The organism is Trinickia sp. HAY1-2D (genome assembly GCF_056754935.1).
The window spans coordinates 2,883,148-2,907,674 of the sequence record NZ_JBPGWX010000002.1; the positions used below are offsets into that span (position 1 = coordinate 2,883,148).

The 24,527-nt window shown below is 63.3% G+C and carries 22 protein-coding genes, 1 tRNA gene and 1 riboswitch; of the genes, 10 read left to right on the forward strand and 13 right to left on the reverse strand.

Translation table 11 applies throughout. From position 1 onward, the window contains the following. Positions 1-14: 14 nt before the first annotated feature. The 6 genes from ACR9ZC_RS20530 to ACR9ZC_RS20555 all read right to left on the reverse strand — a co-directional run bounded on the left by ACR9ZC_RS20530 (position 15) and on the right by ACR9ZC_RS20555 (position 5,931). Positions 15-374 carry a hypothetical protein gene (locus tag ACR9ZC_RS20530; RefSeq protein WP_481581715.1) on the reverse strand — a complete coding sequence of 120 codons (360 nt, stop codon included), beginning with the start codon at positions 372-374 and terminating at the stop codon, positions 15-17. Beyond that, positions 355-2,286 (reverse strand): ATP-binding protein, encoded by a 1,932-nt coding sequence (locus ACR9ZC_RS20535; protein ID WP_481581716.1) that lies wholly within the window; start codon positions 2,284-2,286, stop codon positions 355-357. Before ACR9ZC_RS20535 ends, ACR9ZC_RS20530 begins: the two co-directional genes overlap by 20 nt. Before the next feature lie 15 nt (positions 2,287-2,301). Beyond that, on the reverse strand, positions 2,302-2,967 hold the full coding sequence (locus ACR9ZC_RS20540; RefSeq protein WP_481581717.1) for a response regulator: 666 nt from the start codon (positions 2,965-2,967) through the stop codon (positions 2,302-2,304). A gap of 670 nt (positions 2,968-3,637) precedes the next feature. Further along, on the reverse strand, positions 3,638-5,173 hold the full coding sequence (gene tnpC / locus ACR9ZC_RS20545; protein ID WP_481581718.1) for an IS66 family transposase: 1,536 nt from the start codon (positions 5,171-5,173) through the stop codon (positions 3,638-3,640). A gap of 63 nt (positions 5,174-5,236) precedes the next feature. Further along, positions 5,237-5,554, reverse strand: a complete 318-nt coding sequence (gene tnpB, locus ACR9ZC_RS20550; protein WP_481581719.1) for an IS66 family insertion sequence element accessory protein TnpB — start codon at positions 5,552-5,554, stop codon at positions 5,237-5,239. 14 nt (positions 5,555-5,568) lie between these two features. Then, complete coding sequence (locus ACR9ZC_RS20555; RefSeq protein ID WP_481581720.1) at positions 5,569-5,931, reverse strand: transposase; 363 nt, start codon at positions 5,929-5,931, stop codon at positions 5,569-5,571. 36 nt (positions 5,932-5,967) lie between these two features. Between ACR9ZC_RS20555 and ACR9ZC_RS20560 the strand changes: the two genes are divergently transcribed. Continuing rightward, on the forward strand, positions 5,968-6,351 hold the full coding sequence (locus ACR9ZC_RS20560; RefSeq protein ID WP_481582725.1) for a helix-turn-helix domain-containing protein: 384 nt from the start codon (positions 5,968-5,970) through the stop codon (positions 6,349-6,351). Positions 6,352-7,249: 898 nt separating this feature from the next. Here ACR9ZC_RS20560 and ACR9ZC_RS20565 read toward each other — a convergent pair. From ACR9ZC_RS20565 to ACR9ZC_RS20585, 5 genes are all read right to left on the reverse strand, one after another. Next, positions 7,250-7,951 carry an HIRAN domain-containing protein gene (locus ACR9ZC_RS20565; protein WP_481581721.1) on the reverse strand — a complete coding sequence of 234 codons (702 nt, stop codon included), beginning with the start codon at positions 7,949-7,951 and terminating at the stop codon, positions 7,250-7,252. Further along, entirely contained in the window at positions 7,948-8,898 is a 951-nt protein-coding gene (locus ACR9ZC_RS20570) for a HipA domain-containing protein (protein ID WP_481581722.1), read from the reverse strand. Before ACR9ZC_RS20570 ends, ACR9ZC_RS20565 begins: the two co-directional genes overlap by 4 nt. A 106-nt stretch (positions 8,899-9,004) precedes the next feature. Beyond that, positions 9,005-10,195 (reverse strand): tyrosine-type recombinase/integrase, encoded by a 1,191-nt coding sequence (locus ACR9ZC_RS20575; RefSeq protein ID WP_481581723.1) that lies wholly within the window; start codon positions 10,193-10,195, stop codon positions 9,005-9,007. A gap of 173 nt (positions 10,196-10,368) precedes the next feature. After that, positions 10,369-10,443: transfer RNA gene (locus ACR9ZC_RS20580), tRNA-Arg, on the reverse strand. A 113-nt stretch (positions 10,444-10,556) separates the two neighbouring features. After that, complete coding sequence (locus ACR9ZC_RS20585; protein ID WP_481581724.1) at positions 10,557-11,387, reverse strand: undecaprenyl-diphosphate phosphatase; 831 nt, start codon at positions 11,385-11,387, stop codon at positions 10,557-10,559. 243 nt (positions 11,388-11,630) lie between these two features. Between ACR9ZC_RS20585 and ACR9ZC_RS20590 the strand changes: the two genes are divergently transcribed. The 7 genes from ACR9ZC_RS20590 to ACR9ZC_RS20620 all read left to right on the forward strand — a co-directional run bounded on the left by ACR9ZC_RS20590 (position 11,631) and on the right by ACR9ZC_RS20620 (position 18,815). Beyond that, positions 11,631-12,674, forward strand: coding sequence for a substrate-binding domain-containing protein (locus tag ACR9ZC_RS20590; protein WP_481581725.1), 1,044 nt, complete (start codon positions 11,631-11,633; stop codon positions 12,672-12,674). Positions 12,675-12,857: 183 nt separating this feature from the next. Beyond that, positions 12,858-13,835: an ABC transporter substrate-binding protein gene (locus ACR9ZC_RS20595; RefSeq protein ID WP_440560514.1), complete on the forward strand. Its 978-nt coding sequence runs from the start codon at positions 12,858-12,860 to the stop codon at positions 13,833-13,835. 95 nt (positions 13,836-13,930) lie between these two features. Continuing rightward, positions 13,931-14,755, forward strand: coding sequence for an ABC transporter permease (locus ACR9ZC_RS20600; protein ID WP_481581726.1), 825 nt, complete (start codon positions 13,931-13,933; stop codon positions 14,753-14,755). Between the two features lie 7 nt (positions 14,756-14,762). Continuing rightward, positions 14,763-15,647: an ABC transporter permease gene (locus tag ACR9ZC_RS20605; protein ID WP_331573402.1), complete on the forward strand. Its 885-nt coding sequence runs from the start codon at positions 14,763-14,765 to the stop codon at positions 15,645-15,647. 20 nt (positions 15,648-15,667) lie between these two features. Next, on the forward strand, positions 15,668-16,741 hold the full coding sequence (locus ACR9ZC_RS20610) for an ABC transporter ATP-binding protein (RefSeq protein WP_481581727.1): 1,074 nt from the start codon (positions 15,668-15,670) through the stop codon (positions 16,739-16,741). A gap of 38 nt (positions 16,742-16,779) precedes the next feature. Continuing rightward, positions 16,780-17,607, forward strand: a complete 828-nt coding sequence (locus tag ACR9ZC_RS20615) for a phosphodiesterase (protein ID WP_481581728.1) — start codon at positions 16,780-16,782, stop codon at positions 17,605-17,607. An 8-nt stretch (positions 17,608-17,615) separates the two neighbouring features. Next, complete coding sequence (locus ACR9ZC_RS20620) at positions 17,616-18,815, forward strand: MFS transporter (protein WP_481581729.1); 1,200 nt, start codon at positions 17,616-17,618, stop codon at positions 18,813-18,815. A gap of 40 nt (positions 18,816-18,855) precedes the next feature. Here the strand turns inward: ACR9ZC_RS20620 and ACR9ZC_RS20625 are convergent, their stop codons facing one another. Together ACR9ZC_RS20625 and ACR9ZC_RS20630 are read right to left on the reverse strand one after the other, a co-directional pair. Further along, positions 18,856-19,653: a DUF4397 domain-containing protein gene (locus ACR9ZC_RS20625; protein ID WP_481581730.1), complete on the reverse strand. Its 798-nt coding sequence runs from the start codon at positions 19,651-19,653 to the stop codon at positions 18,856-18,858. A gap of 240 nt (positions 19,654-19,893) precedes the next feature. Further along, positions 19,894-20,787 carry an EamA family transporter gene (locus ACR9ZC_RS20630; protein ID WP_481581731.1) on the reverse strand — a complete coding sequence of 298 codons (894 nt, stop codon included), beginning with the start codon at positions 20,785-20,787 and terminating at the stop codon, positions 19,894-19,896. A gap of 331 nt (positions 20,788-21,118) precedes the next feature. Then, positions 21,119-21,243, forward strand: a riboswitch (TPP riboswitch). 84 nt (positions 21,244-21,327) lie between these two features. Between ACR9ZC_RS20630 and thiC the strand changes: the two genes are divergently transcribed. Together thiC and ACR9ZC_RS20640 are read left to right on the forward strand one after the other, a co-directional pair. Beyond that, positions 21,328-23,259 (forward strand): phosphomethylpyrimidine synthase ThiC, encoded by a 1,932-nt coding sequence (thiC, locus tag ACR9ZC_RS20635; RefSeq protein WP_481581732.1) that lies wholly within the window; start codon positions 21,328-21,330, stop codon positions 23,257-23,259. A gap of 214 nt (positions 23,260-23,473) precedes the next feature. After that, a complete protein-coding gene (locus ACR9ZC_RS20640) occupies positions 23,474-24,403 on the forward strand; it encodes a DMT family transporter (protein WP_481581733.1) in 930 nt (309 codons plus the stop codon). The last annotated feature ends 124 nt before the right edge of the window (positions 24,404-24,527 follow it).

Consider the following 24,527-nt stretch of genomic DNA (forward strand, 5'->3'; position numbering starts at 1 on the left):
CTCCATATAGACGATCAACCTCTTACGCGCCGCGCCTCGAAGGCCCCGGCCAGTGCTTCCATCGCGCGCCGCGCGCGCGGCAACGTGAGATCGATGAACTTCGGATCGGCAAGCGCAAGGGCCTTTTCCGCGGCATGAAGCGCGGCAAGCGCCTCTTCGTCGCAGCTAAAAAACGACGCGGTGCCCTTGATTCGGTGCAACTGCTGCGATGCCCTCGAGTACGCTCGTTCGTCGAGCATGCGCTCGAACTCGGACATATCGGTGCGCAGTAATGCTCGGGCCCGCTCGATCAGGCTCGCGAATTCGGCGTTGCCGTAAAGCGCCTCGAGCTGCGTCCATTCGAGCGTGTCGGAATCACCCTCGCATGCCCGCATCGGTGCGCTCCCTCCATTTCTCGAAGACGGCGGCGAGTTTTTGCCGAGTGATCGGTTTGGACAGATAGTCGTCCATGCCCGCGTCGTGACAAGCTCGCCGGTCGTCAGGCGTTGCGTTCGCGCTGATGGCGACGATCGTCGTACGGCGGTTCGGATTCGCCGCGTCGTCGATTTCGGCCTCGAGTCCTCTGATGCGCCGGGCCAGCGTATAGCCGTCCATTCCCGGCATATGGCAATCGAGCAGCACGAAGCGCGGGCGCCACCGCGTCCAGAGCGCGTGCCCTTCGAAGCCGTCCGACGCTCCCTGCGCGGCAATGCCGAGCGCGGCAAGCTGGCGCACGATGATCTCGCGATTGATCTCGTTGTCCTCAACCACCAGGACACCGGCTTCCGCCCAATCTTTCAGCGGTGACGGCACGGCCGTTGGCAGCGGTGCGGACGAGGCCTCTGTCTCGCCGCCTGAGCGCGATGCGGCTGCTTGCAACGCGCCACTCAGCTCGTCGATCGAACGCAGGTGGCGCGTTTCGCCCCCCTCGATGCCAATTGCGAACGCGCCGGCCATATCGAGCGCGACGTCGGCATCGACGGGACCGTCTTGCGCGGTCACACGACGCACGCCCAGTTTCGCGAGCGCCGCCCGCGCGGCGACCGCCATTGCCGGGACGGGCACCCGCATTCTCACGCGTACCTGATCGAGCCGCGGCCAGTGCCGCACGAGCGCGCCCCATCGCAGCGGCACGCGTACATCCACGCGCGTACCGGCCCCAGACGCACCACATACGTCGATCGTGCCGTCCATCGCGTCGACGAGCTTCTTCACGATCGACAAACCGAGGCCCGTGCCCCCATAGCGCCGCGTCGTCGAACGGTCTTGCTGAGTGAACGGCACGAACAGGTGCTGCCGGTAGGCCTCGGCAATGCCGCAGCCGGTATCGCTCACCACGAACTGCAGCAAGCTTCGCCCGCGCTCGACACGGTGCCGCACCTCGAGCACGACCGAACCATGGGCCGTGAACCGGATCGCATTGCTGAGCAGATTGGTGAGGATCTGGTTCAAGCGGGCCTCGTCGCCGATCACGAGACGATCGAAATGCGGCATCGCCGCGAGATAAAGCGGCAAACCCTTGCTGGCCGCAAGCGGTGCATGTAGTTCGATCGAAGTCGCGACGAGGCGATGAACGTCGAACGGGGCCGCTTCGAGGGAAAGCGCGCCCTGCTCCATTTTCAGGTAGTCGAGCGTATCGTCGATCACACGCAACGTCAGGCGCCCCGAACGCTGTGCCACATCCAGATAGCGGCGCTGCTCCGGCGCGAGCGGCGTCGTCTCGAGAAGATCCAGCACGCCGATGATCCCGTTCATCGGCGTGCGAATCTCGTGGCTCATCATCGCGACGAACGCGGACTTCGCCCGATCGGCCGCCTGCGCCCGCTCGCGCGATTCGACGGCTTCGTGCCGAGCCGCCTCCGCGATGCGCCGGGCCGCACGCATGCGGCAATAGCCCCACAGCAGCAGCGTCAGCGCAACGATCACCAGCACCGCCGAGATGATTGCGATGCCGATGACGATCCGCTTGTCATACCCGACGAGCAGTACCGCGCCAGGGCCTTGCCACTCGCCCTGGTCGTCGACGAGGTCGTAAGGCCGGTTGAGGCGTTCGACACCGACACGGATGAAGGGATGCGCGGCAATCCGATGCCGTTCGCTCTTGGTCAGTGCGAACGGGGCGCTGTCGTCGAGTACGCTCGCACCGTGCCGATAGGCCGTGTCCACCAGGCGCGGGCCATTCGCCGCTTCGGGGGCTTGCACGCCGGCCGCCGCGCCATGCGAGACCGCGAGTACAGCGAGTACAGCGAGGAGGCAGATCCAAGCGCGACGCATCGTGCGACGCAATTCATCGAAGACCGAGTTCATGCGTTGGGTCCGCGCTCAGGCGCGGAATTTCTCTTTGAGATAGAGCGCGAGACTGAGATCGTCGGCGACTTGCAGCTTGCGCATGGCGCTGCGCTTGTGCGTGCTGACCGTTTTTTTGCTGCGGCGCAGGCGCTCGGCCGTTTGGGAGACGGAAAGCCCCTCGCCGATATAGCGCAGTACTTCCATCTCGGCCGATGAGAGCGTATCTTCGCGCGGCATGGGCACGATGGCCTCGATTCTCCCGTCGCGCGCGGCAAAGAACTTGCGCGGCGAGCCGACCGCCTCGCGTACCGCATCCGCGATGAGCGGCAATGGCGTGGCCTTTTCGAGAAAGGCGTTGGCACCGGCGCGATGGCAGACACACTCGGCGTCGGCGCTGCGCGCCGCCGACAGCACGACGATGACGAGCGGCGGAGCCAAAACGCGCAGGCGACGGATAAACGCGGCGCCGTCCAAACGGTCGTCGGGCAGATAGAAGTCGACCAAGGCGACGTCGAACGTGTCGGATTCGATCGCGGCAAAGAGCGCATCGGCCGAATAAACGGTCTGTGCGATTTCGAAGTCGGCGTATCCTCGCAAAAACGTCTCGACGCCGAGCGCGACGACTGGATGATCGTCGAGCAGCACAACACGTATTCGATGCTTCGGTCGGGATAACAACAGGATTTTTCTGGACTGCATGCGCTTGTGCCCTCGGCAACTATTTAGTCGATTCGAGCAAACGACCATCGATTCTCAATTGCCCGTCGATCTGGAATGAATGAAAAACTGACTTCTAATATTGCTGGAATATATAGATGACGATGTATGCCAGATGTACTTCGATTTGCATCGTCGAAATTTCTCATTTCCGCGCTGACGCGAAGACGATATTCGCGCCGCATTGCGTATCGCACGCCTTTCATCATGCTGATTGGCATGGGCGATCGATTCTAACGGACGGGACTGCACCGGGCAATAGATTTGAGTTATCTCAATATTCCAATCTCAACTACACTTCTCTTCGTCTGATTTTTTTAATTACCAGCCATCTCAATTAGGCTCTGTGATAGGCGATTTGCGGGTTCTCGTACCGAATCTCGATCGATTCGAAATGGGTAATCAAAAAGCCCGCACGGACGGGCATTTTTCGAGCATGCACGGGGGGCGAAAGCGCCACTTTCCCGCCCTTCTCTATCGCTCTGCTGATTGCCGTGTGAGCCTTTGCGCGTACGCGCGCGGATGGCCTAGGATGTCATCAAGGTTGCTCTGAGGTTAGCGAGGCTGCCCGAGCCGAGAGCATTGCACCTGCCCATCGATAAGCCATTTGTAAGCGCACGGCGATCCCGTCTTGACCACGAGACCGCGATGGTCAGTTAGCCGGCGCCGGTGCCTGCCACCGATGCGGCAACAATTCATCGATACGCGCTGCGGGATGTGCCGGCAAGCGCGCGAGCACATCCTTGAGATAGGCATAAGGATCGTGGCCATTGAGCTTGGCTGACTGCACCAGACTCATCACCGCGGCCGCGCGTTTGCCCGCTCGCAATGAGCCTGCAAACAGCCAGTTGTTGCGGCCGGCGGCAATCGGTCGGATCTGATTTTCACACCAGTTATTATCGATCGGCGCTTGGGGATCGTCCAAGTAGTGCGTGAGCGCTGCCCATCGGCGCAGACTGTAGTCCAGCGCCTTCGCTATTGCCGAGCCCTCACTGACACGCGCACGCTGCTGCGTCATCCAGTGATGAAGCGCATCCGCAATCGGACGCGAGCGCGTTTGGCGGATATCGTGACGCTCGCTCGGTGTGAGCAGTTGCACATCACGCTCGACGTCGTAAAGCTGAGCGATATATTGCAGCGCCGAGTGCGCTATCTCGCTTTTATTTGCCGCATGCAGATCGAAGAACTTGCGTCGCGCGTGCGCCATACAGCCGAGCTCGATCACACCTTGTGCGAACAACGCCTTGTAGCCCGTATAGTCGTCGCACAGCAGCTTGCCTTTCCATTCACCGAGGAACGTTCGCGCGTGCTCACCCGCGCGTGTTTCGGCGAAGTCATAGACCACGGCTTTCAGCGCTTCGAAGGCACCCGGCGTGTACGTCCACAGATACGCGCGTTGCGTCTTGCCTTTGCCGGGGCTGAGCATCGCCACCGGCGTTTCGTCAGCTTGCACAATGTCATGTGAGACGATGCAGCGCGTGAGCGCATCGACAAGCGGCTGCAATTGCACGCCGCACTCGCCGACCCATTGGCCGAGAGTCGATCGCGGGATTGCCAGGCCAGCGCGCTCGAAGATACGTTCCTGTCGGTACAACGGAACATGGTCTCCGTATTTCGACACCAGCACTTGCGCGAGCAGCCCCGCCGTGGGGATGCCCTTGTCAATCACGTGTGCAGCCACGGGTGCCTGGATCAGCGTCTCGCACTGCTTGCATACCCATTTGCCACGCACATGACGTTCGACGGTGAACACGCCCGGCGTGTAGTCGAGCTTCTCGCTGATGTCTTCACCGATGCGCTCGAGCGTGCAGCCACAGGTGCACGTCGATGAGCCAGGTTCGTGCGCGATATCCACTCGCGGCAAGTGTGCCGGCAAAGGTGTGCGTTTGGGCTTTTTCTTCCCGGCAGACTCGGGTTGCGAGGACAGCGCTTCGAGTTCCATCTCGATCGCTGCGATATCGCCGTCAATCGCTTCTTCGAGCAGGCTTTGCTGCTCGCCGCTGAACTTCTCGCTGCGGGCGGCGAACTTCAACCGCTTGAGCAGCGCGATCTCGTGCGTGAGCTGCGCGTTGCGCGCTTCCTTGAAGCGAATCAATTCGTCCTTCTCGGCAACCTGCGTCATCAACTGCGCGGCGAGCGCGCGCAGTTCGTCGGCATTCAGGGCATTCAGGTCGATCGAGGAGTTCATCCTGCAGAGTGTGCCAGAACACACCTTGCAGGCGGGGCAAGCCAGTTTACGGCCGTGGGGATATCAGACCACGCGGATCGCGTGATCTGCGCTGAGCGTGTGCCAAGCGAGGCCCTTGATCAGGGCGTCCCATTGCTCGGTGTTCAGGGCGACGGCGAATTCGCCGTGCCCAGTGCTCCACGCGAAGCGGCCCTTGTTCAGGCGGCGCGCTGCCAGCCATAGGCCGAGGCCGTCGTACACGAGCACCTTCATGCGCGTCGCGCTCTTGTTGGTGAACAGATATGCGTGATGGGGGCGGGCCGAGCCGAACACCTTGACCACGCGCGCGAGGACCGTGTCCGGTCCGGCTCGCATGTCCAGCGCTTCGGTGGCCAGCCACATTGCTTCGACTCGGATCACCGTAGCCAGCCCTGCAGCCAATGTGCGCAGTCTTGCGCAGCGCTCACCGGCCAGCGCATCGTGATCGCTGTTGTACCGCGACGCAGTTCGACGACGATCTCTTGCGCAGGCACAGGCATCGTCGTTGCCAGCGGCACCGGCACGAATTCCGCAACCCGCGTCGAACGCTCAACGACATCTTTCGCTTCGCGAGCGCCAATCCACCGACGCAACAGGTTGGCGTTGATTCGATAATGCAACGCAATCGCTGCAATCGAGACGCCCGGACGCATGCATGCGGCGACGGCCTCAGCTTTGAATTCTGCGGTATGCCGGCGTCGGCGCCGGCGCGGCGTTTGAACTTCGATCTGCTCTTGCATAGCGTACACGTGTCCACTTAAGTTGAAGTGGACGCGATGGTCGCCGCTTACGGCGTCGTCATTCAAGACGGGATGGCCGTGCGCTTACAGCCATTTTGGCGAAGTCGAGTTCGGTCGCTCGCATCGGGGCTGACGATCGACGATGATTCGTCCGGCCGACTGCTGCCCGGCAAGCATAACGAAGCGCACGCCGGTTCAATGACGGAAGCCGATGTGATTCGAATCGTCCATCGAGCATTGGATCTTTACAAGGCGCGGCACCCTCGCCCGATCCAAGTCAATATGACGCAAGCAGCCAAGATGCTCGGCTTGAGCGTCCCCACTGTCCGCAAGCTCGTGCGCACAGGCAAACTTCGCTTCGACAAGTGCGGCCTGATCCCCATCGAGCAGGTGGACAACCTGTTGACGGCGACCGAGTAAATGCTCGCCGCAGCGGGGCTCTTCGCGACGATGGCGTGACGGGCGCCAGCGTTGGGGCGACGGCGCGTTAGCCGGTGAACGGGGATCAGTACTGACGAAACGTTGCCTGGACCTTGGCTACAAGCGTCAAAAGGCACCAGCCGATCGACGCTTCGGCACTACTTTCGCCGAATCGAAACGTCCAGTCGAAGGTCCCATCAGGATCCCATGTAGCGTTGTTATTCGCGTCGAACAATATCGTCCAAACTTCTTTCTCTGTGATTCCCGAAGGCATTCGCTCGACTGTGAAGAACCTATATCGGCCAACAAGCTCCCCATCTTTGAATGCCTCGTCAAAAATTGCTTCGATTCGTCCATGCGGTGATCCAATAGCGAAGTTCAGTTCGCCGACGGTGCAGGAATCCGATATCGCATAGCCGGAGGGGGTCCGCTCCGAGGCCACCGCGATAGTCCTCTCAAATGCGCTTCGAAGCTCTCGCGCAGCCGTACGAAGAGTTGCGGCACGACCCGCGTGCGCTCTCGCGGCTCTCATTTCTTGTTGGTTTAAAGCGGGCACGTTGGTCTCCTTCGTGGAAATGCGTGTTGTCCTCGCGCCCCAGGAGGGGTCGCTGTCGCCAAGGCCAGCGCCGAAGCTACTGCAACGGTGTCGACACATTACCTTGCTCGCCGAGCGGCACAACTGTGATCAATAACAGGTGACAATCGACGTCGCCGTCCAGCCGGCGCGCTTCAAGGGCTAGAACGCGGAAGGGGAACTGCTGTGGAATTTCATCGGCATCGACGGTTCGACGAACTGGCCGGTGCTGTGGATCGGCGAGGCGATCGAGTGCCGATCACGCCACTGCGCCAACGACCCGCCTGGGCGCAGATGTGAAAAAGCCCGCGCGGGCAGTTATCACTAGGCCGCTTGCAGCAGAGCATAGACGACTGGGCGCCCTGGCTTTCCGTTTATGTACTCGATATGGGCCGTCAACCGCCCGTCATCATTCCAACGCGCAATCCGATGACGCATGGCCCGGTTCACATACCCTAGCGGCCGCCCCTTATGAACGACCAGTAGCGCGTCCGAGTCCACGCCGTTCTCTTCGTCGCGAACAAACGTGATGCGATCCCCACTGTGAACACCCGAAACGTCGGTGCCATGGACGTGCCGGACCCCCGCGATTTCGAGCAAAAAGTCACAAGGCAAATCGTCAGCTGCGAAGTCGGGTACTAGCGCGAAGCCATCGCTAGGAAGGGAGCCTCCCGTGTATCCGAGCAATGCCAAATCGGACAGAGGGAAAGGATTCGGAAGGCAATGCTTTGCCAAAAATTCGCCAAAGTCTTCTCGCTTGCGCGGAGGTAGGCGCCGACTCAGTGCCTCCTCCACTCCGGACCAATGCTCCGCCGCTGACAGAGGGAACGCCGGATGCCCTGTAAAGCCGTCTCCAACGGCGATCCGATAATCGTCGGAAGTTGCCAAATAGCGCAAAACGACACCCGCCCCCTCCCGCACGATCTCCGCGACGACGCGCCGGGTACGACTAGCACTCCCTGCCTCGGAAGCCTGCCAGGTGAGTAGTAACCGCCGCGGTTCGATTAAATGCTGAAGGGTATTCATGAGATCATCGCTCGCAACAATGCCAGCCGCCGCATAAGCAGTCGAAGAACGAACTCGGACCGCGCTGCGGTAAGCGGGACCGGGGCATCCATCCCCAAAAGATCGTCCCAAAGCCGCGGTAAGCTGCGGTGCAACAATTCTAGTCTTTCTCGCGCGATCACGCGCGTTTGTGGCCAAACGTCAAGCGCCGTAGCAACAAGGTCAATGTGCCCGCACGACATCGCGCCCGCCATCCGTGTCTGCCCCATGTGGTGGAGACCACGCTCGATGTAACGATCGACGTCGACATCGCTCCATCCGCGTACGCGGTCAGGGAAGCGTTCATGTCCCAAGCTGGTTCCGTTGTCGAAGAGCGGGGCCAACTTGCAAGCTCCAGGTGCCTGTTGATTATCGTGGAAAACGAATCCCCAGTTATCCTGGTGGCGATCCGTGTTCCCTATGACCGAATCGAACACGAGCATATCGACTAACCACTGCCGCCAATCCGCTACAAGGAAATTGCCCAACACGAACAATCGAATGATCGCTGCTGCGTCGACCAAGTTGTGCTGCAACCCTCTTTTCCGGTCAAAACCCGGAATTACACGCTGGAAGTATTCGCCTGCATACACGAACCTAGCTGGCTGCTCATAAAACCATTCAATCAGGGCTGCAGAATGCCCAGTTTGTGAGTTCACCGCCGTAAAAGCGTGCGGGACGTCCAGCCCCATACAGCATCCAATTCGATAGGCAATGACCTCGCCCCAGAATTGATCCGGATAACTCTGCTTCGACCTTTTGAACAAATACCTCTTATTAGGCGTGAGGCACGGGTCGCCGGGTTCCTGCGGAGAAAACACTGCCTCTTTTGCGCGCGCGCCTTGAGGAAAGACAGCAAACTCTTCGTCCGCGTCCCAGGTCGCAACGTCGATTATGGCGACCTGTCGTTTTGGCTCGATCGACTGCATATTGTCTTCGCATTCCTCTTTGGCGCCCGCGATATTGGGCGATGGCGACTAGCTGCACTTGGCCGAACTCTACCCGTGCACCTTTACCATACAGGATGAAACACCATCATTGCTTCCCGCACGATCTTTCTAGGTAGTCCGCCCACCATTGCATCATCCGGCGCCGTTCCGAGAGGTACTGAGCATGGTTATAGGCGGCCCGGACGTCGTTCCGCTCGCTGTGCGCAAGCTGCCGCTCGATCCAATCGCTCTCGAAGCCGTTCTCGTTGAGGATCGTCGACGCCAGGCCACGGAAGCCATGCCCCGTCATCCGTGAGTGGTAGCCCATGCGGTACAGGGCGAATAGGACCGTATTTTCGCTGATCGGCTTCTGACTATTGGACTGGCTCGGGAAGACCCACTTCCATCGGCCGTTGAGTTCGCGAAGCTGGCAGATCACCTCGAGCGCCTGTGTCGACAGCGGTACGATGTGCGGGCTCGGCATTTTCATCCGCTCCGCCGAGATTCGCCATTCGGCCTTCGCCTCGTCGATCTCGGACCATTCGGCAAACCGCATCTCGCCGGTGCGAACGAACGTCAGCGCCATGAACTGCAGGGCGAGGCGTGTCTGAAACTCGCCGTCGTACGTCGCAATCTTGCGCATCAGCTCGGGCAACTCCGCCTCGGTGACGCGCGCCATGTGCTTGACCCTCCGGGTCTTCAGCGCACCCTTCAGGTCAGGCGTCGGATCGCGTTCGCAGCGGCCCGTGGCCACCCCAAAGCGAAACACTTGGCCGGCGAGCTGCATCGACTTTTTCGACATTTCCAACGCGCCGCGGGGTTCGATTTTTCGAAGCACGGCAAGTAACTCGGGCGCCGTAATCTCCGCGATCGGCCGCGCGCCCAGCGCCGGAAACAATTCTTTCTCGATCAGCGAGATCACGCCGTCGGCATAACTCGACTTCCACGTCTGGCATTTCGCTTCGTGCCACTCGCGCGCGATCGCCTCGAACGAATTCGTCCGGCGCAGCCCGGTCTCGATCTTCACGCGGCGTTTCTCGTGGGACGGGTCCAGGCCGGCGCGCAACTGGTCTTTGATAGAGTCTCGAGCCTTGCGCGCGGCCAGCAGCGAAACGGTCGGATAGACACCAAGCGCCGCCAGCTTCTCCTTGCCGTCGACGCGGTACTTCAGCCGCCAGTATTTGGCGCCCGTCGGCTTGACTTCGAGGTACATGCCTTGGCCGTCAGCCAGTTTGTAAGCCTTCTCGCGAGGCTTCGCGGCACGCACGGCGGCGTCCGTCAGGGGTTTCGAGGGCATCTGAAACTGGGGGTATCTCGATACCCCGTTTGGTCAAAAAGTACCCCGAAAAGCACCCCCGCGATTAGTGGGTGTCAATGGGAAAACTTGGGAAACGTTGGTAAGAAGATTCGCCGCAAACCCTTGACGGGCCTGGGATTTTGGTAGCCGATGGGAAACGTTAGGAGCGTTTTTGGCCCCCCCACGAGGAATCGAACCTCGATTTCAGGTTTAGAAGACCCGTGTTCTATCCGTTGAACTATGGGGAGGCGAAGCCGTTATTTTACGGCGACGCAAGCGGGACCTGCGTCGGGGGCGAGATTATAACCGAACGGCCGCAGGGCCGCCGTTCACCGTCGGCCGCCCCCGCCCGCCCCTGCCCTCAAACCGGCTGCGGATGCATCAAAAACCAGACCAGGCATGCCGCGCCGGCAAGAACACAATAGACACCGAACGCCGCGAGCCGCCCGCGGCCTTCGAAATACCGCATCAGGAACCGCACGCTCAGATAGGCCGCGATGGCCGTCAAGACACCTCCGAGCACCGCGTCGGCGAGTTGGCCGGGCGCATGAAACAATTTCGGCAGTTCCAACACCCCCGCGGCGAAAATGATCGGCGTGCCGAGCAGGAACGAAAACTCCGCCGCCTTTTCCGCAGTCAACCCAGCCGCGTTGCCCGCAATCATCGTCAGGCCGCTGCGCGAAAAACCGGGCACGAGCGCCCCGACCTGCGCGAGCCCGACCAAAAACGCCTGGCGGTACGTCAGCGCTTCAGGCGGCCTGTGCGCCCGGGCACGCTGCAGCCGGTCGCCCACCCAAAGCAACAGTCCATTCACGATCAACGCCACCGCCACGATTCTCAGATCGTGAAATACCCGCTCCAGACGCTTTTCGAGCAGCAGACCGACGATTCCCGCAGGAATCGTGCCTATGATGAGCGCCCACATCATGTGCCCTTCGTCGTTGCGGCGTCCGCCCAGCATGGCGAACCAACCCGCGAACAGCGCTACCCAGCGCTTGCGAAAGTACCAAAGCAGCGCGAGCGCCGTGCCGAGGTGCAGCGCAACGAGAAACGGAATCAGCTGCGGCGCGTGTTTATCGATGTGCATGCCCATCAGCGCAGGCGCCAGCAGCGTATGTCCCAAGCTGCTGACGGGAAAAAGTTCGGTGACGCCCTGCAGGACGCTCAGGAAAATCAGAAAGGCAAGTGTCACGCGTTGGTTCCTTTTTTGCTGACAAAACGGTGAAAATAGAGCAACGGGGCCTTCGACCGCCGGGCGCCCGCATGAAGCGCGAGCGATTATGCCCATCGGGTAAGGCCGCGCCAAGCGGCAGCCTCCATTTTTTACGATCAAAATGTGACCAAAAACGTCACGTGTCAGTCATAATCGGCTCGGATAATCGTTGCACCGTAAACGTTTTCATCCCTCAGCTCTACCGGGACGGTACCCACTGCGATGAAACATACCATCAAGGATGTGGCCGCTTACGCCGGCTTCTCGATCGCGACGGTGTCGCGTGCAATCAACGCACCGCACACGGTCAACCGTGTGACATTGGCGAAAATTCGAGAGGCGATCGAGGCACTGCAATTCCGGCCGAGTCCGCTCGGTCGCCAGTTGCGCGGCGAGCGCACGCGCCTCGTCGGGATCGTGCTGCCTACGGTCGCGAACCCGGTGTTCGCGCAATGCCTTCAGGGCATCGACGATCTCGCCTCGAGCCAGGGTTACCGGCTCATGCTGATGACCACTCAGTACGACGCCGCGCGCGAGCGCCACGCCATCGAGACGCTGCTCGCGCAGCGCGTGGAAGGGCTCGTACTCACCGTGGCCGACGCGGATACCCACCCGCTGCTCGACGAGCTCGACCGCGATGGCATGCGCTACGTGCTCATGCACAACGACACCGCGAGACGGCCGTCGGTATCGGTCGACAATCGCCGCGCGGCGTTCGACGCTGTCAGCATGCTCATTGAACACGGCCACGAACGCATCGTCATGCTGGCCGGCACCCTCGCCGAGTCGGACCGGGCGCGGCTGCGCTTTAGGGGCTATGAGGAGGCGATGCTGCGTGCCGGACTCACGCCGGCACCGGCGCTCGAAGTCGATTTCAATGCCGACGAGCTCGCGCCATCGGTATTGGCCCATCTCAGCTCGGGGGCGCAGCGCCCCACAGCGCTCTTTTGCAGCAACGACCTGCTCGCGATGGTCGTCATGCGCGGGCTGCGGCGCGCCTCGTTCATGGTGCCGGGCGACATGTCGATCATCGGCTTCGACGGCCTCGCCATCGGCGAGCTGCTCGCGCCGCCGCTCGCAAGCGTTTGCACGCCAAACCGCGACATCGGCAGCACGGCCTGGCGGCGTCTCATGGCCCGCATCGAAGGGGCCGACGACGGCGAATCGCTCTCGCTGCAGCTCCCGCACTCGGTGCGCATGGGCGGAACGATCGGCGCGCTGTCGAGCACCGGCGGCTCCTCCTTGCCGGAGCGACCCGCCGTCTGACCGGGCACATCGAGTACGTCCAGTAGATCGAGCGCATCCGTTCCAACGACGCGCTTCGCTTGACACGCGAGGCGCGTGTTTCGTCCTTCCCTCTGTTTGCATGCAAGGAGACCTCACGTGAAATGTCGTCCCGCTTCCGTCCGAGCAAGACTCGCAAGGTTCGCCGTCGCGAGCGCCGCGGCCATCGGCGTTTTCGGACTGTCGTTCGCAGCCACGGCGCAGGCCGAAGAGACCGCGATCTGCTACAACTGCCCTCCCGAATGGGCCGATTGGGCCAGCCAGCTCAAGGCGATCAAGGAAAAGACGGGCATCACCGTGCCGTCGGACAACAAGAACTCGGGCCAGGCGATCGCGCAGCTCATCGCGGAGCAGAAAAGCCCCGTTGCCGATGTCGTCTATCTCGGCGTATCGTCGGCGTTCCAGGCCAAGGACAAGGGCGTCGTGCAGCCCTACAAGCCCGCCCATTGGGACGACATCCCCGCGGGGCTGAAGGATCCGCAAGGCTATTGGTTCGCCATCCACTCGGGCACGCTCGGCTTTTTCGTCAACAAGGATGCGCTCGAAGGCAAGCCGGTGCCGCAATCGTGGGCCGATCTGCTCAAGCCCGAATACAAGGGCATGGTCGGCTATCTGGATCCGTCGAGCGCGTTCGTCGGCTATGCCGGCGCCGTTGCGGTCAATCAGGCGTTGGGCGGTACGCTCGATAACTTCAAGCCGGGCCTGGACTGGTTCGAAAAGCTCAAGAAGAATTCGCCGATCGTGCCCAAGCAAACGGCTTACGCCCGCGTGCTCTCGGGCGAGATTCCGATCCTCATCGACTACGACTTCGACGCTTATCGCGCCGAATACAAGGACCACGCGAACGTAGCTTTCGTGATCCCGAAGGAAGGTACGATCACGGTGCCCTATGTCATGAGTCTCGTCAAAGGTGCGCCGCACGAGGCAAACGGCAAGAAAGTGCTCGACTTCGTCTTGTCCGACGAAGGCCAGCGGCTTTGGGCCAACGCTTACCTGCGCCCGGTACGTGCGAGCGCGATGAGCAAGGAGGCTGCCGCCAAATTCCTGCCGGCCAGCGAATACGCGCGCGCCAAAACGGTCGACTTTGCGAAAATGGCGGAAAAGCAGCAGCAATTCGGTCAGGATTACTTGAAAACGAGATAACGCGTCACGCGCATAGGCAATCCGGCACGGGCGCCGCGCCGCTCTTCGCGACGCCCCGTGCGGCGGTATGGCGCCGCTTCACCGCGGCTTTCGACATGCAAGACATCACTTTCCCTCTGCACTGGCGTATCGCGCTCGTCGCCCCCGCACTCGCGATCTTCCTTGCTTTCTGGCTGCTGCCAATGGGTGTGCTCGCCCAGGTGAGCGCCAACGGGCACGCCTTTGGAACGTATCGCGCCCTACTCGCCAACCCGCGCTACATGGGCAGTCTCGGCGCAACGGTCGCGCTGTCGGCAGCCGTCACGCTCACTACGCTCGTACTGTCGGTCATCGCCGGCCTGCTGCTCGCGCGCCGCACGTTCACTGGAAAAGGCACGCTCGTCGCGCTGCTCACCTTTCCGCTCGCGTTTCCAGGTGTCGTCGTGGGCTTCATGGTCATCATGCTGGCCGGCCGTCAAGGGCTCATCGGTGCGCTCACCGAAAAGCTCACGGGCGACAAATGGGTCTTCGCATACTCCATGGCCGGCCTTTTTTGCGGGTATCTCTATTTTTCGATTCCGCGCGTGATCGTCACCGTGATGGCATCGGCGACGAAGCTCGATCCGGCGCTCGAGGAGGCGGCGCGCTCGCTCGGCGCGTCGTCCTGGCAGGTTACGCGCGACGTGGTACTGCCGGGTCTCGCGCCCGGGCTCATCGCAGCCGGCGCGATCTGCTTCGCGACGGCAATGGGCGCGTTCGGCACGGCGTTCACGCTGGCGACAGACATCGACGTACTGCCGATGACGATCTACACCGAGTTCACGCTCAACGCGAACATGGTGACGGCGGCCGGGTTATCCATCGTGCTCGGCCTCGTGACGTGGCTCGTCCTCGCGCTCGCACGCAGATTGACGGGCTCGACCGTCGCGGCCACCGCGTGAGGCCCCCATGAGCGCACTCGTCGATACGAAAACGGACACGAAGCGCGGCACGCGCGGCACGGCACGACGCATCGGCGCGCGGCATCTGCTCGCGCTCGGCCAATGGGCCGTCACGCTTGCGCTCACGGCCTTTCTCGTGGTGCCCGTCGTCATGTCGATCATGGCCGGCTTGACCGTCAATTACTTTCGGGGCATTTCGAGCGGCTTGACGCTGCGTTGGGTCGCCCAGGTCTGGGCGCAGTATCACGCGTCGGTCTTCCTCTCGCTCGAAGTGGCAGCCGCCACGCTCGTCATCACGCTGCTCACCGGCGTGCCGGCAGCTTATGCGCTCGCCCGCAGCAAAACGCGCGCGGCGCGCATCGTCGAAGAACTGCTCGTCTTGCCCGTCGCGCTGCCCGGACTTGCTTCGGCACTTGCCCTCATCATCGTCTACGGTGGCTATGCGCCGTTTCGCACGAGCGCCGCATTCATCGTCGCGGGCCATGTCGTCTTCACGCTGCCGTTCATGGTGCGCGCCGTCGCGGCGGTCGCCGCGAGCGCCGATCTACGCGTCCTAGAAGAAGGCGCCGCCAGTCTCGGCGCCACGTTCTGGCAGCGCTTCGCAACCATCGTGCTGCCGAACCTGCGCCCGGGGATCGTGGCCGGCGCACTTGCCGTCGTCACGCTGTCGATCGGCGAATTCAACCTCACGTGGATGTTGCACACGCCCTTGACGAAGACGCTGCCCGTCGGGCTCGCCGACACCTACGCCTCGCTGCGTATCGAAATCGGCAGCGCTTATACGATCGTCTTTTTTCTCATGACGATGCCGTTGCTCGTCGCCATGCAGTGGCTCGGCCTCGATGCGACCGGTCAGCGCGCGCTGCGCGAGCGTGCCGGCGCGCGCCGCTAACCCTCCTCTCGTTCGCCGCGATGAAATTCACTCCCATCCCGATCACGCTGACGCACTGTGCGAAAACGTTTCACCTCACGCGCGTTCTCGAGCCGATCGACCTCTCGATCGAGGCTGGCGAGACCGTCGTGCTGCTTGGGCCGTCCGGCTGCGGCAAAACCACGACGCTACGCATCGTCGCCGGACTCGAGACCCCCGATGCGGGCGGCAAGGTCGCGTTCGGTGACGACGACGTCACCCATTTGCCGATCGAACGCCGGCAAGTCGGCATGGTCTTTCAAAGCTATGCGCTGTTTCCGAATCTCGATGTGCGGGGAAACGTCGGCTACGGGTTGCGCATCGCCAGAACGGAGCCCTCGCTCGCGCGCCGGCGCGTAGACGAACTGCTCGCGATGATGCGGCTCGAAGCGCACGCCGACAAGCCGATCGACAAGCTCTCCGGCGGCCAGCGTCAGCGCGTCGCACTGGCGCGTGCGCTCGCGCGCGAACCACGCGTGTTGTTGCTCGACGAGCCGCTTACGGCACTCGATGCAAAGCTGCGCGATACGTTGCGTCGCGAAATGAATACGCTGCTGCGCAGTCTCGGCGTGACGACGATCTACGTGACGCACGATCAGGCGGAAGCCATGGAACTCGGCGACCGCATCGTCGTCATGAGCGCCGGGCGCATCGAGCAAGTGGGCACGCCGCGCGATATCTACTACCGTCCCGAGACGCGTCACGTCGCGCAATTCGTCGGCACGCTCAACCGGATCGCCGGTCATCGCCACGACGGGCATCTGAGCACCCTCGGCGGTTCGATCGTGCTGCCCGCATCGATCGCGAGCGGCAGCGGTGCGCCGGCCGCCGCGACTCATTCGGATGAGATCGAGCTGTTCTTCCGCCCCGAGGATGCGCGTCTCGTGGCACCCCACCGGGCATCGCTGCGCGGCGTCGTCGAAACGGTTGCATTCCTCGGCGAACGCACCCGCGTGACCGTGACGGGCGCGGCGCCCGATGCGCTCGTGATCGATGCGGGCGGCCGCTTCCCACTGACGCCCGGCGACGCCGTCGGCATCGAACTGAACTCCGACGGGCTCATCGCGCTGCCTTGAGCACGTCGGTACAAATATTTTTTTATCACGGGATTGTCATGCTGCTGGCTCAAATCAGCGATCTACACATCAAACGTCCCGGCGCGCTGGCCTATCGGCGCGTCGATACCGCCGCAGCGCTTGCGCGCACGATCGAGCGGCTCAATGCACTAGCGCCGCGCCCGGAGGCCGTCGTGATCACGGGCGATCTCGTCGACCTCGGCACCGTCGAGGAATATCGGCACCTGCGCTCGCTGCTCGCGCCGCTCGCCATCCCCTACTACCTGCTGATCGGCAATCACGACGAACCCGAGGCGCTGCGCGAGGTCTTCGACGATCACGCCTATCTCCACACGGGGGAGACGTTCTTGCAGTACGCCGTCGATGTCGGTCCGCTGCGGCTTGTTGCGCTCGACTCGAGGACACCCGGCGCAAGCGCCGGCATGCTTGACGAGACACGCCTCGCATGGCTTGAAGCACAGCTCGAAGCGGCGCGGGCGCAGCCCGTTGTCGTCGCTTTACACCATCCGCCGTTCCTCTCGGGTATCGACCACATGGATCGCCAGCGACTCGACCCGACCTCGAGTACCCGGCTCGCCGACATCATCCGCCGCTTCGACAATATCGAGCGTGTGATCTGCGGGCATGTGCATCGGCCGATCGTCACGCGCTTCGCGGGTACGATCGCCATGTCGGTGCCCTCTCCCGCACATCAGGTGGCGCTCGACTTGCGCGAAAACGCACCGTCGGCGTTCCGGCTCGAACCTGCCGCATTCGCACTGCATCAGTACACCCGCGCGGCGGGGCTCGTCTCGCATCACGCGTATATCGACGAGGGCGAGGGTCCCTATCCGTTTTACGAACCGAGCGGCAAGCTCATCGATTGAGCCCGCTCGTGTCCGCCTCAGCCGATTCGATCCGCGACGAACCCGAGCGCCACTATTCGCGCGGGCTGCTCATGCTGCTCGCGACGATTGCCGGCGTGTCGGCCGCAAACATCTACTACAACCAGCCGCTGCTCGACGATTTGCGCGCCAGCTACGCGCAAGAGGCGGCGTGGGTCGGCGCGGTGCCGGCGGCCACTCAGCTCGGTTACGCGGCCGGCATGCTGCTGCTGGCGCCGCTCGGCGACCGCTTCGATCGCCGGCGCCTGATCCTCATGCAGATCGCAGGCCTCATGCTCGCACTCAGCGTGGCCGCGCTCGCACCGACGCTCGCCATCCTGGCTGTCGCGAGCTTCGCGATCGGCGTGCTCGCCACCATCGCGCAACAGGCCGTCCCGTTCGCGGCGGAATTGGCGCCTCCGGCCGAACGGGGTCATGCGGTCGGCACGGTCATGAGCGGCCTTTTGCTCGGTATCTTGCTCGCGCGCACCGCAGCGGGATTCATCGCTCAGTATCTGGGCTGGCGGATGGTCTTCGCGGCTTCGGTAGTCGCGCTGCTGGCGCTGGCTGCCGTGGTCATCGCGCGGTTGCCGAAGAGCCGCCCGACCTCCACGCTGTCTTACGGCAAGCTGCTCGGCTCGATGTGGCATCTCGCGCGCGAACTCCCGGGGCTGCGCGAAGCATCGCTGACGGGCGCCGCGCTCTTCGCTGCATTCAGTGCGTTCTGGTCGGTTTTGACGCTGCTGCTCGCGCGCGCGCCGTTTCATCTCGGCCCGCAGGCCGCAGGTCTTTTCGGCATCGTTGGCGCGGCCGGCGCGCTCGCGGCGCCTGTCGCCGGCCGTTTCGCCGACAAGCGGGGACCGCGCGCCGTGATTTCGCTTTCGATCGTGCTCGTCGCGCTGTCGTTCGTCGTCTTCGGTCTATCCGCGACGAGCATCGTCGGACTGGTTCTCGGCGTCATCGTGCTCGATATCGGCGTGCAGGCCGCGCAGATTTCGAACCAGGCGCGCATCTATGCGCTCAAAGCCGATGCCCGCAGCCGGGTCAACACCGTGTACATGGTCTGCTATTTCATCGGCGGCGCGACCGGTTCGGCGGCCAGCGCGCTGGCCTGGCGCCGCTTCGGCTGGACCGGCACCTGCGCGGCCGGCTTCGCGTTCACGCTCGTCGCCGCGGCGCGCCATGTCCATTGGCGCAAAACCGCCGGCTAGGGCTGCGCGAAGCGGAACCGTCCTCGCGCAGCCGCGCGCGTCACTGGCCTGTCAACGCATTTGTCAATTCGATCGCCGGCTGCGATGTATTGCCGGCCTGCGCGATGAGCAGATGAATCTGCTGGTTCGTCAGCGCGCTGACCGAGGTGTTCGCGGGCACGGTGGTGATCAGCCAGTCCGCGTTGTTCCCGAGCGAGAACGGCGCCGACTCGTAGATCGGCGTGCTCGATCCCGCCGTCGTCACGATGGCCATATATGTGCCGCCCGACAGATAGCTCGAATCCTGCCCCGAAGGCGGCACGGCGTTGCCGTACGAGACGCCGGCCATCGTCGGCGACATGCCCACGACGCTCGTGGTCCCGGGCGCGACGATATAGATGTCGAGATTCGACGCGTTTGCCGACGCATTGAACGAACGCACGCGCGCCTTGGACGACAGCAAGCCCTTGTCGAACGGATCGTCGATCAGCCCTATGCCGTAGCCGCTCGTACTCGGTAGCGCAATGACGGTGTACTCGTGTCCTTTGGCGACGTCGGGGAACGTGCCCGATGCGAGCTGCGGCGACATCGTGCCCGTCGCCGTATAGGCCACGACGGTGCTGCCGGTGTTGACATTCGTGAGATTGGTTACCCCCTTATAGGGTACGTTCGTCTGCCCCGACGGCGCCGTGCCGTTGACGAGCAGATCGAGATTGGGTCCCGCCGGGAATGCGTTGATGAAATGCATCAGCGGATTTTGCAGTCCAAGTTCCTGGCCCACGTCGCCGGAGCCGCCGCCGCACGCCGCCAGCAGGAGCGCCGCGCCAATGCACGCGGCAATGCCTTTGATCACCCTCATGATTGCACCTCTGAAATGGAACACGCCTGATTTACCTTTTGTTGTGGTGGCACTTTCAGGGAGCAAACGGTATGCCGCTCGGGGTACGAGCGTCGCGGCATTCAGCAGACGAATGCCGCGACGCCATATTCCGTACGGACCTAGCGACGTTTAGAGCAGCGAGTCGGACGATGCCTGCGCGCAGGTGCGCGCGGGCATCCAAGCACAGGGCTTCGCGCAACGGATATCGAGATTACCGTGTCAGCTTGCGCGGCGGCGATCGAACCAGAACGAGAGCGCGACGCTCAGCAAAATGGCGAGCGTCGCCATCACCGTCCAGCGGGTGACCGGCTCGCCAAGCATCAAGGCCCCGAGCGCCACGGCCACGATCGGGTTCACGTACATGCAACTGCTCGCGACGATGGGACTCGTGTGGCGGATCAGGAAACCATAGGCAACGTATGCGAGCATCGTCGCAATCAGCATGAGATAGACGAAGGCGGCGATCGCCGAAAAACCGGCCTGGACGACGCGCTCGCCGTCGAGCCAGGCCACGGCCGTCGAAATGGCGCCGCCGAGCCCGATCTGCAGCGCAGTGGACATGAAAAGATCGGCCGGCAGCGCGAGCCGGCTGGCCAGGTGCGCACCGCCGGCCCAGGCGAGCGCCGCCATGAGGATGACGATGCTGCCGCTTGCCGGAGCGCTCGATGCGTTGCCGTGGTTGAGTACGACGATGCCGGCAAGCCCGAGCGCAATCGCGGCCCACTCGCCCCGTGCCACGGGCCGCCCCGCAATCGCGGCGATGATCGTGGCAAAAAGCGGCACCGTTGCGATGATGACGGCGGCGGCGCCTGTACTCACGCTCTTCATGCCGAACGTGAGCAATCCGCTGGACAGGCCGACGAGCATTGTGCCGACGATGCCCGCATTGCGGACCTCGACGAGTGTCGGCCACGCGCTCGCACGGCGCGCGGCGAACACGAACAGGCCGATGCCGGCAAAAAGATTGCGCAGGCCGGACAGCAAAAGCGGCGGAAACGACTCGAGCGCGACATGCAGCGCGAGATAAGAGGAGCCCCAGGCGAGGTAGACCGCAGCGAGCGCAAGCCCGATGCGCCCGACACGGGAGCGCGGCAGCCAGCGAAGCAGCCTCATCTGGGCGGCCTCGCCCTTCGGATGGGCGACGGCGCGCAAGCCGCGCCGGCAAGCGCGCCGGCCGGCGCGCAATGCGCAGGAACGGCGCGGGCCTCGCAGGCTACTGAGAAAGACATAGAGGTGATCAGAGGCGCAACGGCGATTGCGGGCCAGTATCGATTGTGCGGCGAACGGCGGCCAACGAACGCCCGCCGAACAGGTCCCCGTATTATGCCCGGTCACGTGTTTCGCGCGCCGCGCCGGCGCTTGGGCACGATGACGCGGGGCGAAGGGCTCGCAGGCACGGATTTCGCCCGGTTGCCAAGCCCGCCGTCCCGTTGTATCTTCTGCGGTGCTAACGCGGGGGTCCTGCGTCGTGTTGTTGCATCCATCGATGCGAGAATGCGCGCGGGTGAGAAACACCCTTTGAACCTGATCTGGATAATGCCAGCGCAGGGAAGCGTACGGGTTTGACCGCGCTGGACCTTCAGACGCCTCGATCACCCGACCTCCCTTCCGTCTCCTGCTCCTGCTTTAGCAACCCTATGCCAGGAGATTTGCATGAACGCCAACCCGAAATTCATCTCAGCGGAAGCACGCGTCGACGCGGCTGCCGTCGCCCCGTTGCCCAACTCGCGCAAGATCTACGTGAACGGTTCGCAGCCGGACATCCGTGTGCCGATGCGCGAAATCACCCAGTCGGATACCCCAAGCGCGTTCGGCGGAGAAAAGAACCCGCCGATCTACGTCTACGACACCTCGGGCCCCTATACGGACCCTCAGGCGAAGATCGACATCCGCCAGGGCCTGCCTGCGTTGCGGCAGCGCTGGATCGAGGCGCGCGGCGACACCGAAGCGCTTGCGGGGCTCACGAGCGCGTTCGGGCGCGAGCGCGCAGCCGATCCGGCCACCGCCCAACTACGCTTTCCGGGTCTTCACCGCACGCCTCGCCGCGCGAAGGCGGGCGCCAATGTGACCCAAATGCATTACGCGCGTCGCGGCATCATCACGCCGGAGATGGAGTTCATCGCGATTCGCGAGAATCAGCGGCGCGCCGAGTACCTAGAGAGCCTGCGCGCGAGCGGGCCGACCGGCACGAAGCTCGCCGAGATGATGGGCCGTCAGCATCCGGGCCAGGCATTCGGGGCCGCCGCCTTCGGCGCCGATGCCCCGCGCGAGATCACGGCCGAGTTCGTGCGCGAGGAAGTTGCGCGCGGCCGGGCGATCATTCCCGCCAACATCAACCACCCCGAGAGCGAACCGATGATCATCGGGCGCAACTTCCTCGTGAAGATCAACGCCAATATCGGCAACTCGGCGGTGACGTCGTCGATCGGCGAAGAGGTCGACAAGATGACGTGGGCGATCCGCTGGGGCGGCGATACCGTCATGGATCTCTCGACGGGCAAGCACATTCACGAAACGCGCGAATGGATCCTGCGCAACAGCCCCGTGCCGATCGGCACCGTGCCGATTTACCAGGCACTGGAGAAGGTCAACGGCAAGGCCGAGGACCTGACCTGGGAAATCTTCCGCGACACGCTGATCGAGCAGGCCGAACAAGGCGTCGACTATTTCACGATTCATGCGGGCGTGCTGCTGCGCTATGTGCCGCTCACGGCGAACCGCATGACGGGTATCGTCTCGCGCGGCGGATCGATCATGGCCAAGTGGTGCCTCGCGCATCACAAGGAGAGCTTCCTCTACGAGCATTTCGAAGATATCTGCGAAATCATGAAGGCGTACGATGTGAGCTTCTCGCTCGGCGACGGCCTGCGCCCCGGCTCGGTGTACGACGCCAACGACGAAGCGCAACTCGGCGAGCTGAAGACGCTCGGCGAGCTCACGCAAATCGCCTGGAAGCATGACGTGCAGGTCATGATCGAAGGCCCGGGCCACGTGCCGATGCAGCTCATCAAGGAGAACATGGATCTCCAGCTGCAATGGTGCGACGAGGCGCCGTTCTATACGCTCGGACCGCTGACGACCGATATCGCCCCCGGCTACGATCACATCACGTCGGGCATCGGCGCCGCGATGATCGGCTGGTTCGGCACGGCGATGCTGTGCTACGTGACGCCGAAGGAGCACCTCGGGCTGCCGAACAAGGACGACGTGAAAGAAGGCATCATCACGTACAAGCTCGCGGCGCATGCGGCCGATCTGGCGAAGGGTCATCCGGGCGCGCAGGTGCGCGACAACGCGCTCTCGAAGGCGCGCTTCGAGTTTCGCTGGGAAGACCAGTTCAACCTCGGCCTCGATCCCGACAAGGCGCGCGAATTCCACGACGAGACACTGCCGAAGGACTCGGCGAAGGTGGCGCACTTCTGCTCGATGTGCGGCCCGCACTTCTGCTCGATGAAGATCACGCAGGACGTGCGCGAGTTCGCGGCGGCGCAGGGTGTCTCCGAAGAGGCCGCGCTGAAAAAAGGCATGGAAGTGAAAGCGGTCGAATTCGTGAAGAGCGGCGCGGAGATCTATCAGCGTCAATAAGGTCCTATCGAGCCGGTCTGCCGGCCGGATAAACGAAGGGGGCGTTCGCGCCCCCTTCGTTTTGCACCCTTCGGCCCCTTTGACCGGCCTCGCCATCCCGCTGGCTCAACCGTACCGCTTGCTGTCTCATTCGCTGTGCCGGGCGCTGGCGCCACCGCCGCGGTAACATGCCCGCTCGTCCTCTTGCCGAAGGCGCCAACGGGCGCTCCATTCGATGAAACCCCGCCATCTCGTGCAGCTTCTGGCCCTCGCCGCCGTCTGGGGCGCGTCGTTCCTGTTCATTCGTGTCGGCGTCGCCGAATTCGGCGTGGCGCCGCTCATGGCCTTGCGCGTCGGGATCGGCGCCCTATTCCTGCTCGGCATGACCGTCGCGCGCGGCGCCCCGCACGAGGTGCTGCGCGTATTGAGCGCGCGCGCATGGCCACTGTTCGTCGTGGGCGTGCTCAATTCGGCCGCGCCGTTCTGTCTTTTTGCGTTCGCCGAGCTCACGCTGTCCGCCGGCACGACCTCCGTCATCAACGCGACGACGCCGCTTTGGGGCGCGCTCGTCGCCTACGTCTGGCTGCGCGACCGGCTGACCGTCCTGCGTACGCTCGGGATGGCTATCGGTTTTGCGGGCGTCGTGACGCTCGTCTGGGACCAGATCGCTTCGAGTCACGACGCGCTGGGCCCCACGCCGCTCGCGACCGCGCTGGCAGCCGCCGCGGCCATGGGCGCAGCCCTCCTCTACGGCATCGCGGCCAACTACACGAAGCGCCGCCTGGGCGGCGTCGATGCGATGGCCATCGCCACGGGCAGCATGGTCGGGTCCACCCTCGCGCTGATCCCGTTCGCCATCGCCACGTGGCCCGCGCACTCCGTCTCGGCAAGCGCCTGGGGCGCCGTGCTGAGCCTCGGCGTCGTTTGCACCGGCGTTGCCTACTTCATCTATTTTCATTTGCTCAACGTGGCGGGTCCCGCCCGTGCCATGACCGTCACGTTCGTCATCCCCGTTTTCGGCATTCTCTGGGGCGCCCTCTTTCTTCACGAAGCGGTCTCGCCGGCGATGCTCGCCGGCTGCGCGATCGTGCTCGTGGGAACGGCCCTCGCCACGGGTGCGGTCAAGCGCATTCCCGGCTTCGGCCGGCGCCCTGCGCAGACCTGAGACCCGATCGCTGTTTCGCCTGACAAGACCCCGCCGCACCCGCCAAAAGCAATCGCGCGCACGCCCCGAGCACGGGGCTGTTGCGTCGCGCCCCCGCCACAGCCTTGCCGGGCTTGCGTTCGCC

Coding starts and splice junctions, on each gene's coding strand:
- ACR9ZC_RS20605 (WP_331573402.1), top strand. CDS start 14,763: ATGAGCGCACTCGTCGATACGAAAACGGACACGAAGCGCGGCACGCGC.
- ACR9ZC_RS20590 (WP_481581725.1), top strand. CDS start 11,631: ATGAAACATACCATCAAGGATGTGGCCGCTTACGCCGGCTTCTCGATC.
- ACR9ZC_RS20530 (WP_481581715.1), bottom strand. CDS start 374: ATGCGGGCATGCGAGGGTGATTCCGACACGCTCGAATGGACGCAGCTC.
- ACR9ZC_RS20615 (WP_481581728.1), top strand. CDS start 16,780: ATGCTGCTGGCTCAAATCAGCGATCTACACATCAAACGTCCCGGCGCG.
- ACR9ZC_RS20575 (WP_481581723.1), bottom strand. CDS start 10,195: ATGCCCTCGAAACCCCTGACGGACGCCGCCGTGCGTGCCGCGAAGCCT.
- tnpB (WP_481581719.1), bottom strand. CDS start 5,554: ATGTGGCTGGCCACCGAAGCGCTGGACATGCGAGCCGGACCGGACACG.
- tnpC (WP_481581718.1), bottom strand. CDS start 5,173: ATGAACTCCTCGATCGACCTGAATGCCCTGAATGCCGACGAACTGCGC.
- ACR9ZC_RS20565 (WP_481581721.1), bottom strand. CDS start 7,951: ATGAATACCCTTCAGCATTTAATCGAACCGCGGCGGTTACTACTCACC.
- ACR9ZC_RS20630 (WP_481581731.1), bottom strand. CDS start 20,787: ATGAGGCTGCTTCGCTGGCTGCCGCGCTCCCGTGTCGGGCGCATCGGG.
- thiC (WP_481581732.1), top strand. CDS start 21,328: ATGAACGCCAACCCGAAATTCATCTCAGCGGAAGCACGCGTCGACGCG.
- ACR9ZC_RS20600 (WP_481581726.1), top strand. CDS start 13,931: ATGCAAGACATCACTTTCCCTCTGCACTGGCGTATCGCGCTCGTCGCC.
- ACR9ZC_RS20540 (WP_481581717.1), bottom strand. CDS start 2,967: ATGCAGTCCAGAAAAATCCTGTTGTTATCCCGACCGAAGCATCGAATA.
- ACR9ZC_RS20610 (WP_481581727.1), top strand. CDS start 15,668: ATGAAATTCACTCCCATCCCGATCACGCTGACGCACTGTGCGAAAACG.
- ACR9ZC_RS20535 (WP_481581716.1), bottom strand. CDS start 2,286: ATGAACTCGGTCTTCGATGAATTGCGTCGCACGATGCGTCGCGCTTGG.
- ACR9ZC_RS20625 (WP_481581730.1), bottom strand. CDS start 19,653: ATGAGGGTGATCAAAGGCATTGCCGCGTGCATTGGCGCGGCGCTCCTG.
- ACR9ZC_RS20640 (WP_481581733.1), top strand. CDS start 23,474: ATGAAACCCCGCCATCTCGTGCAGCTTCTGGCCCTCGCCGCCGTCTGG.
- ACR9ZC_RS20570 (WP_481581722.1), bottom strand. CDS start 8,898: ATGCAGTCGATCGAGCCAAAACGACAGGTCGCCATAATCGACGTTGCG.
- ACR9ZC_RS20555 (WP_481581720.1), bottom strand. CDS start 5,931: ATGCAAGAGCAGATCGAAGTTCAAACGCCGCGCCGGCGCCGACGCCGG.
- ACR9ZC_RS20560 (WP_481582725.1), top strand. CDS start 5,968: ATGGTCGCCGCTTACGGCGTCGTCATTCAAGACGGGATGGCCGTGCGC.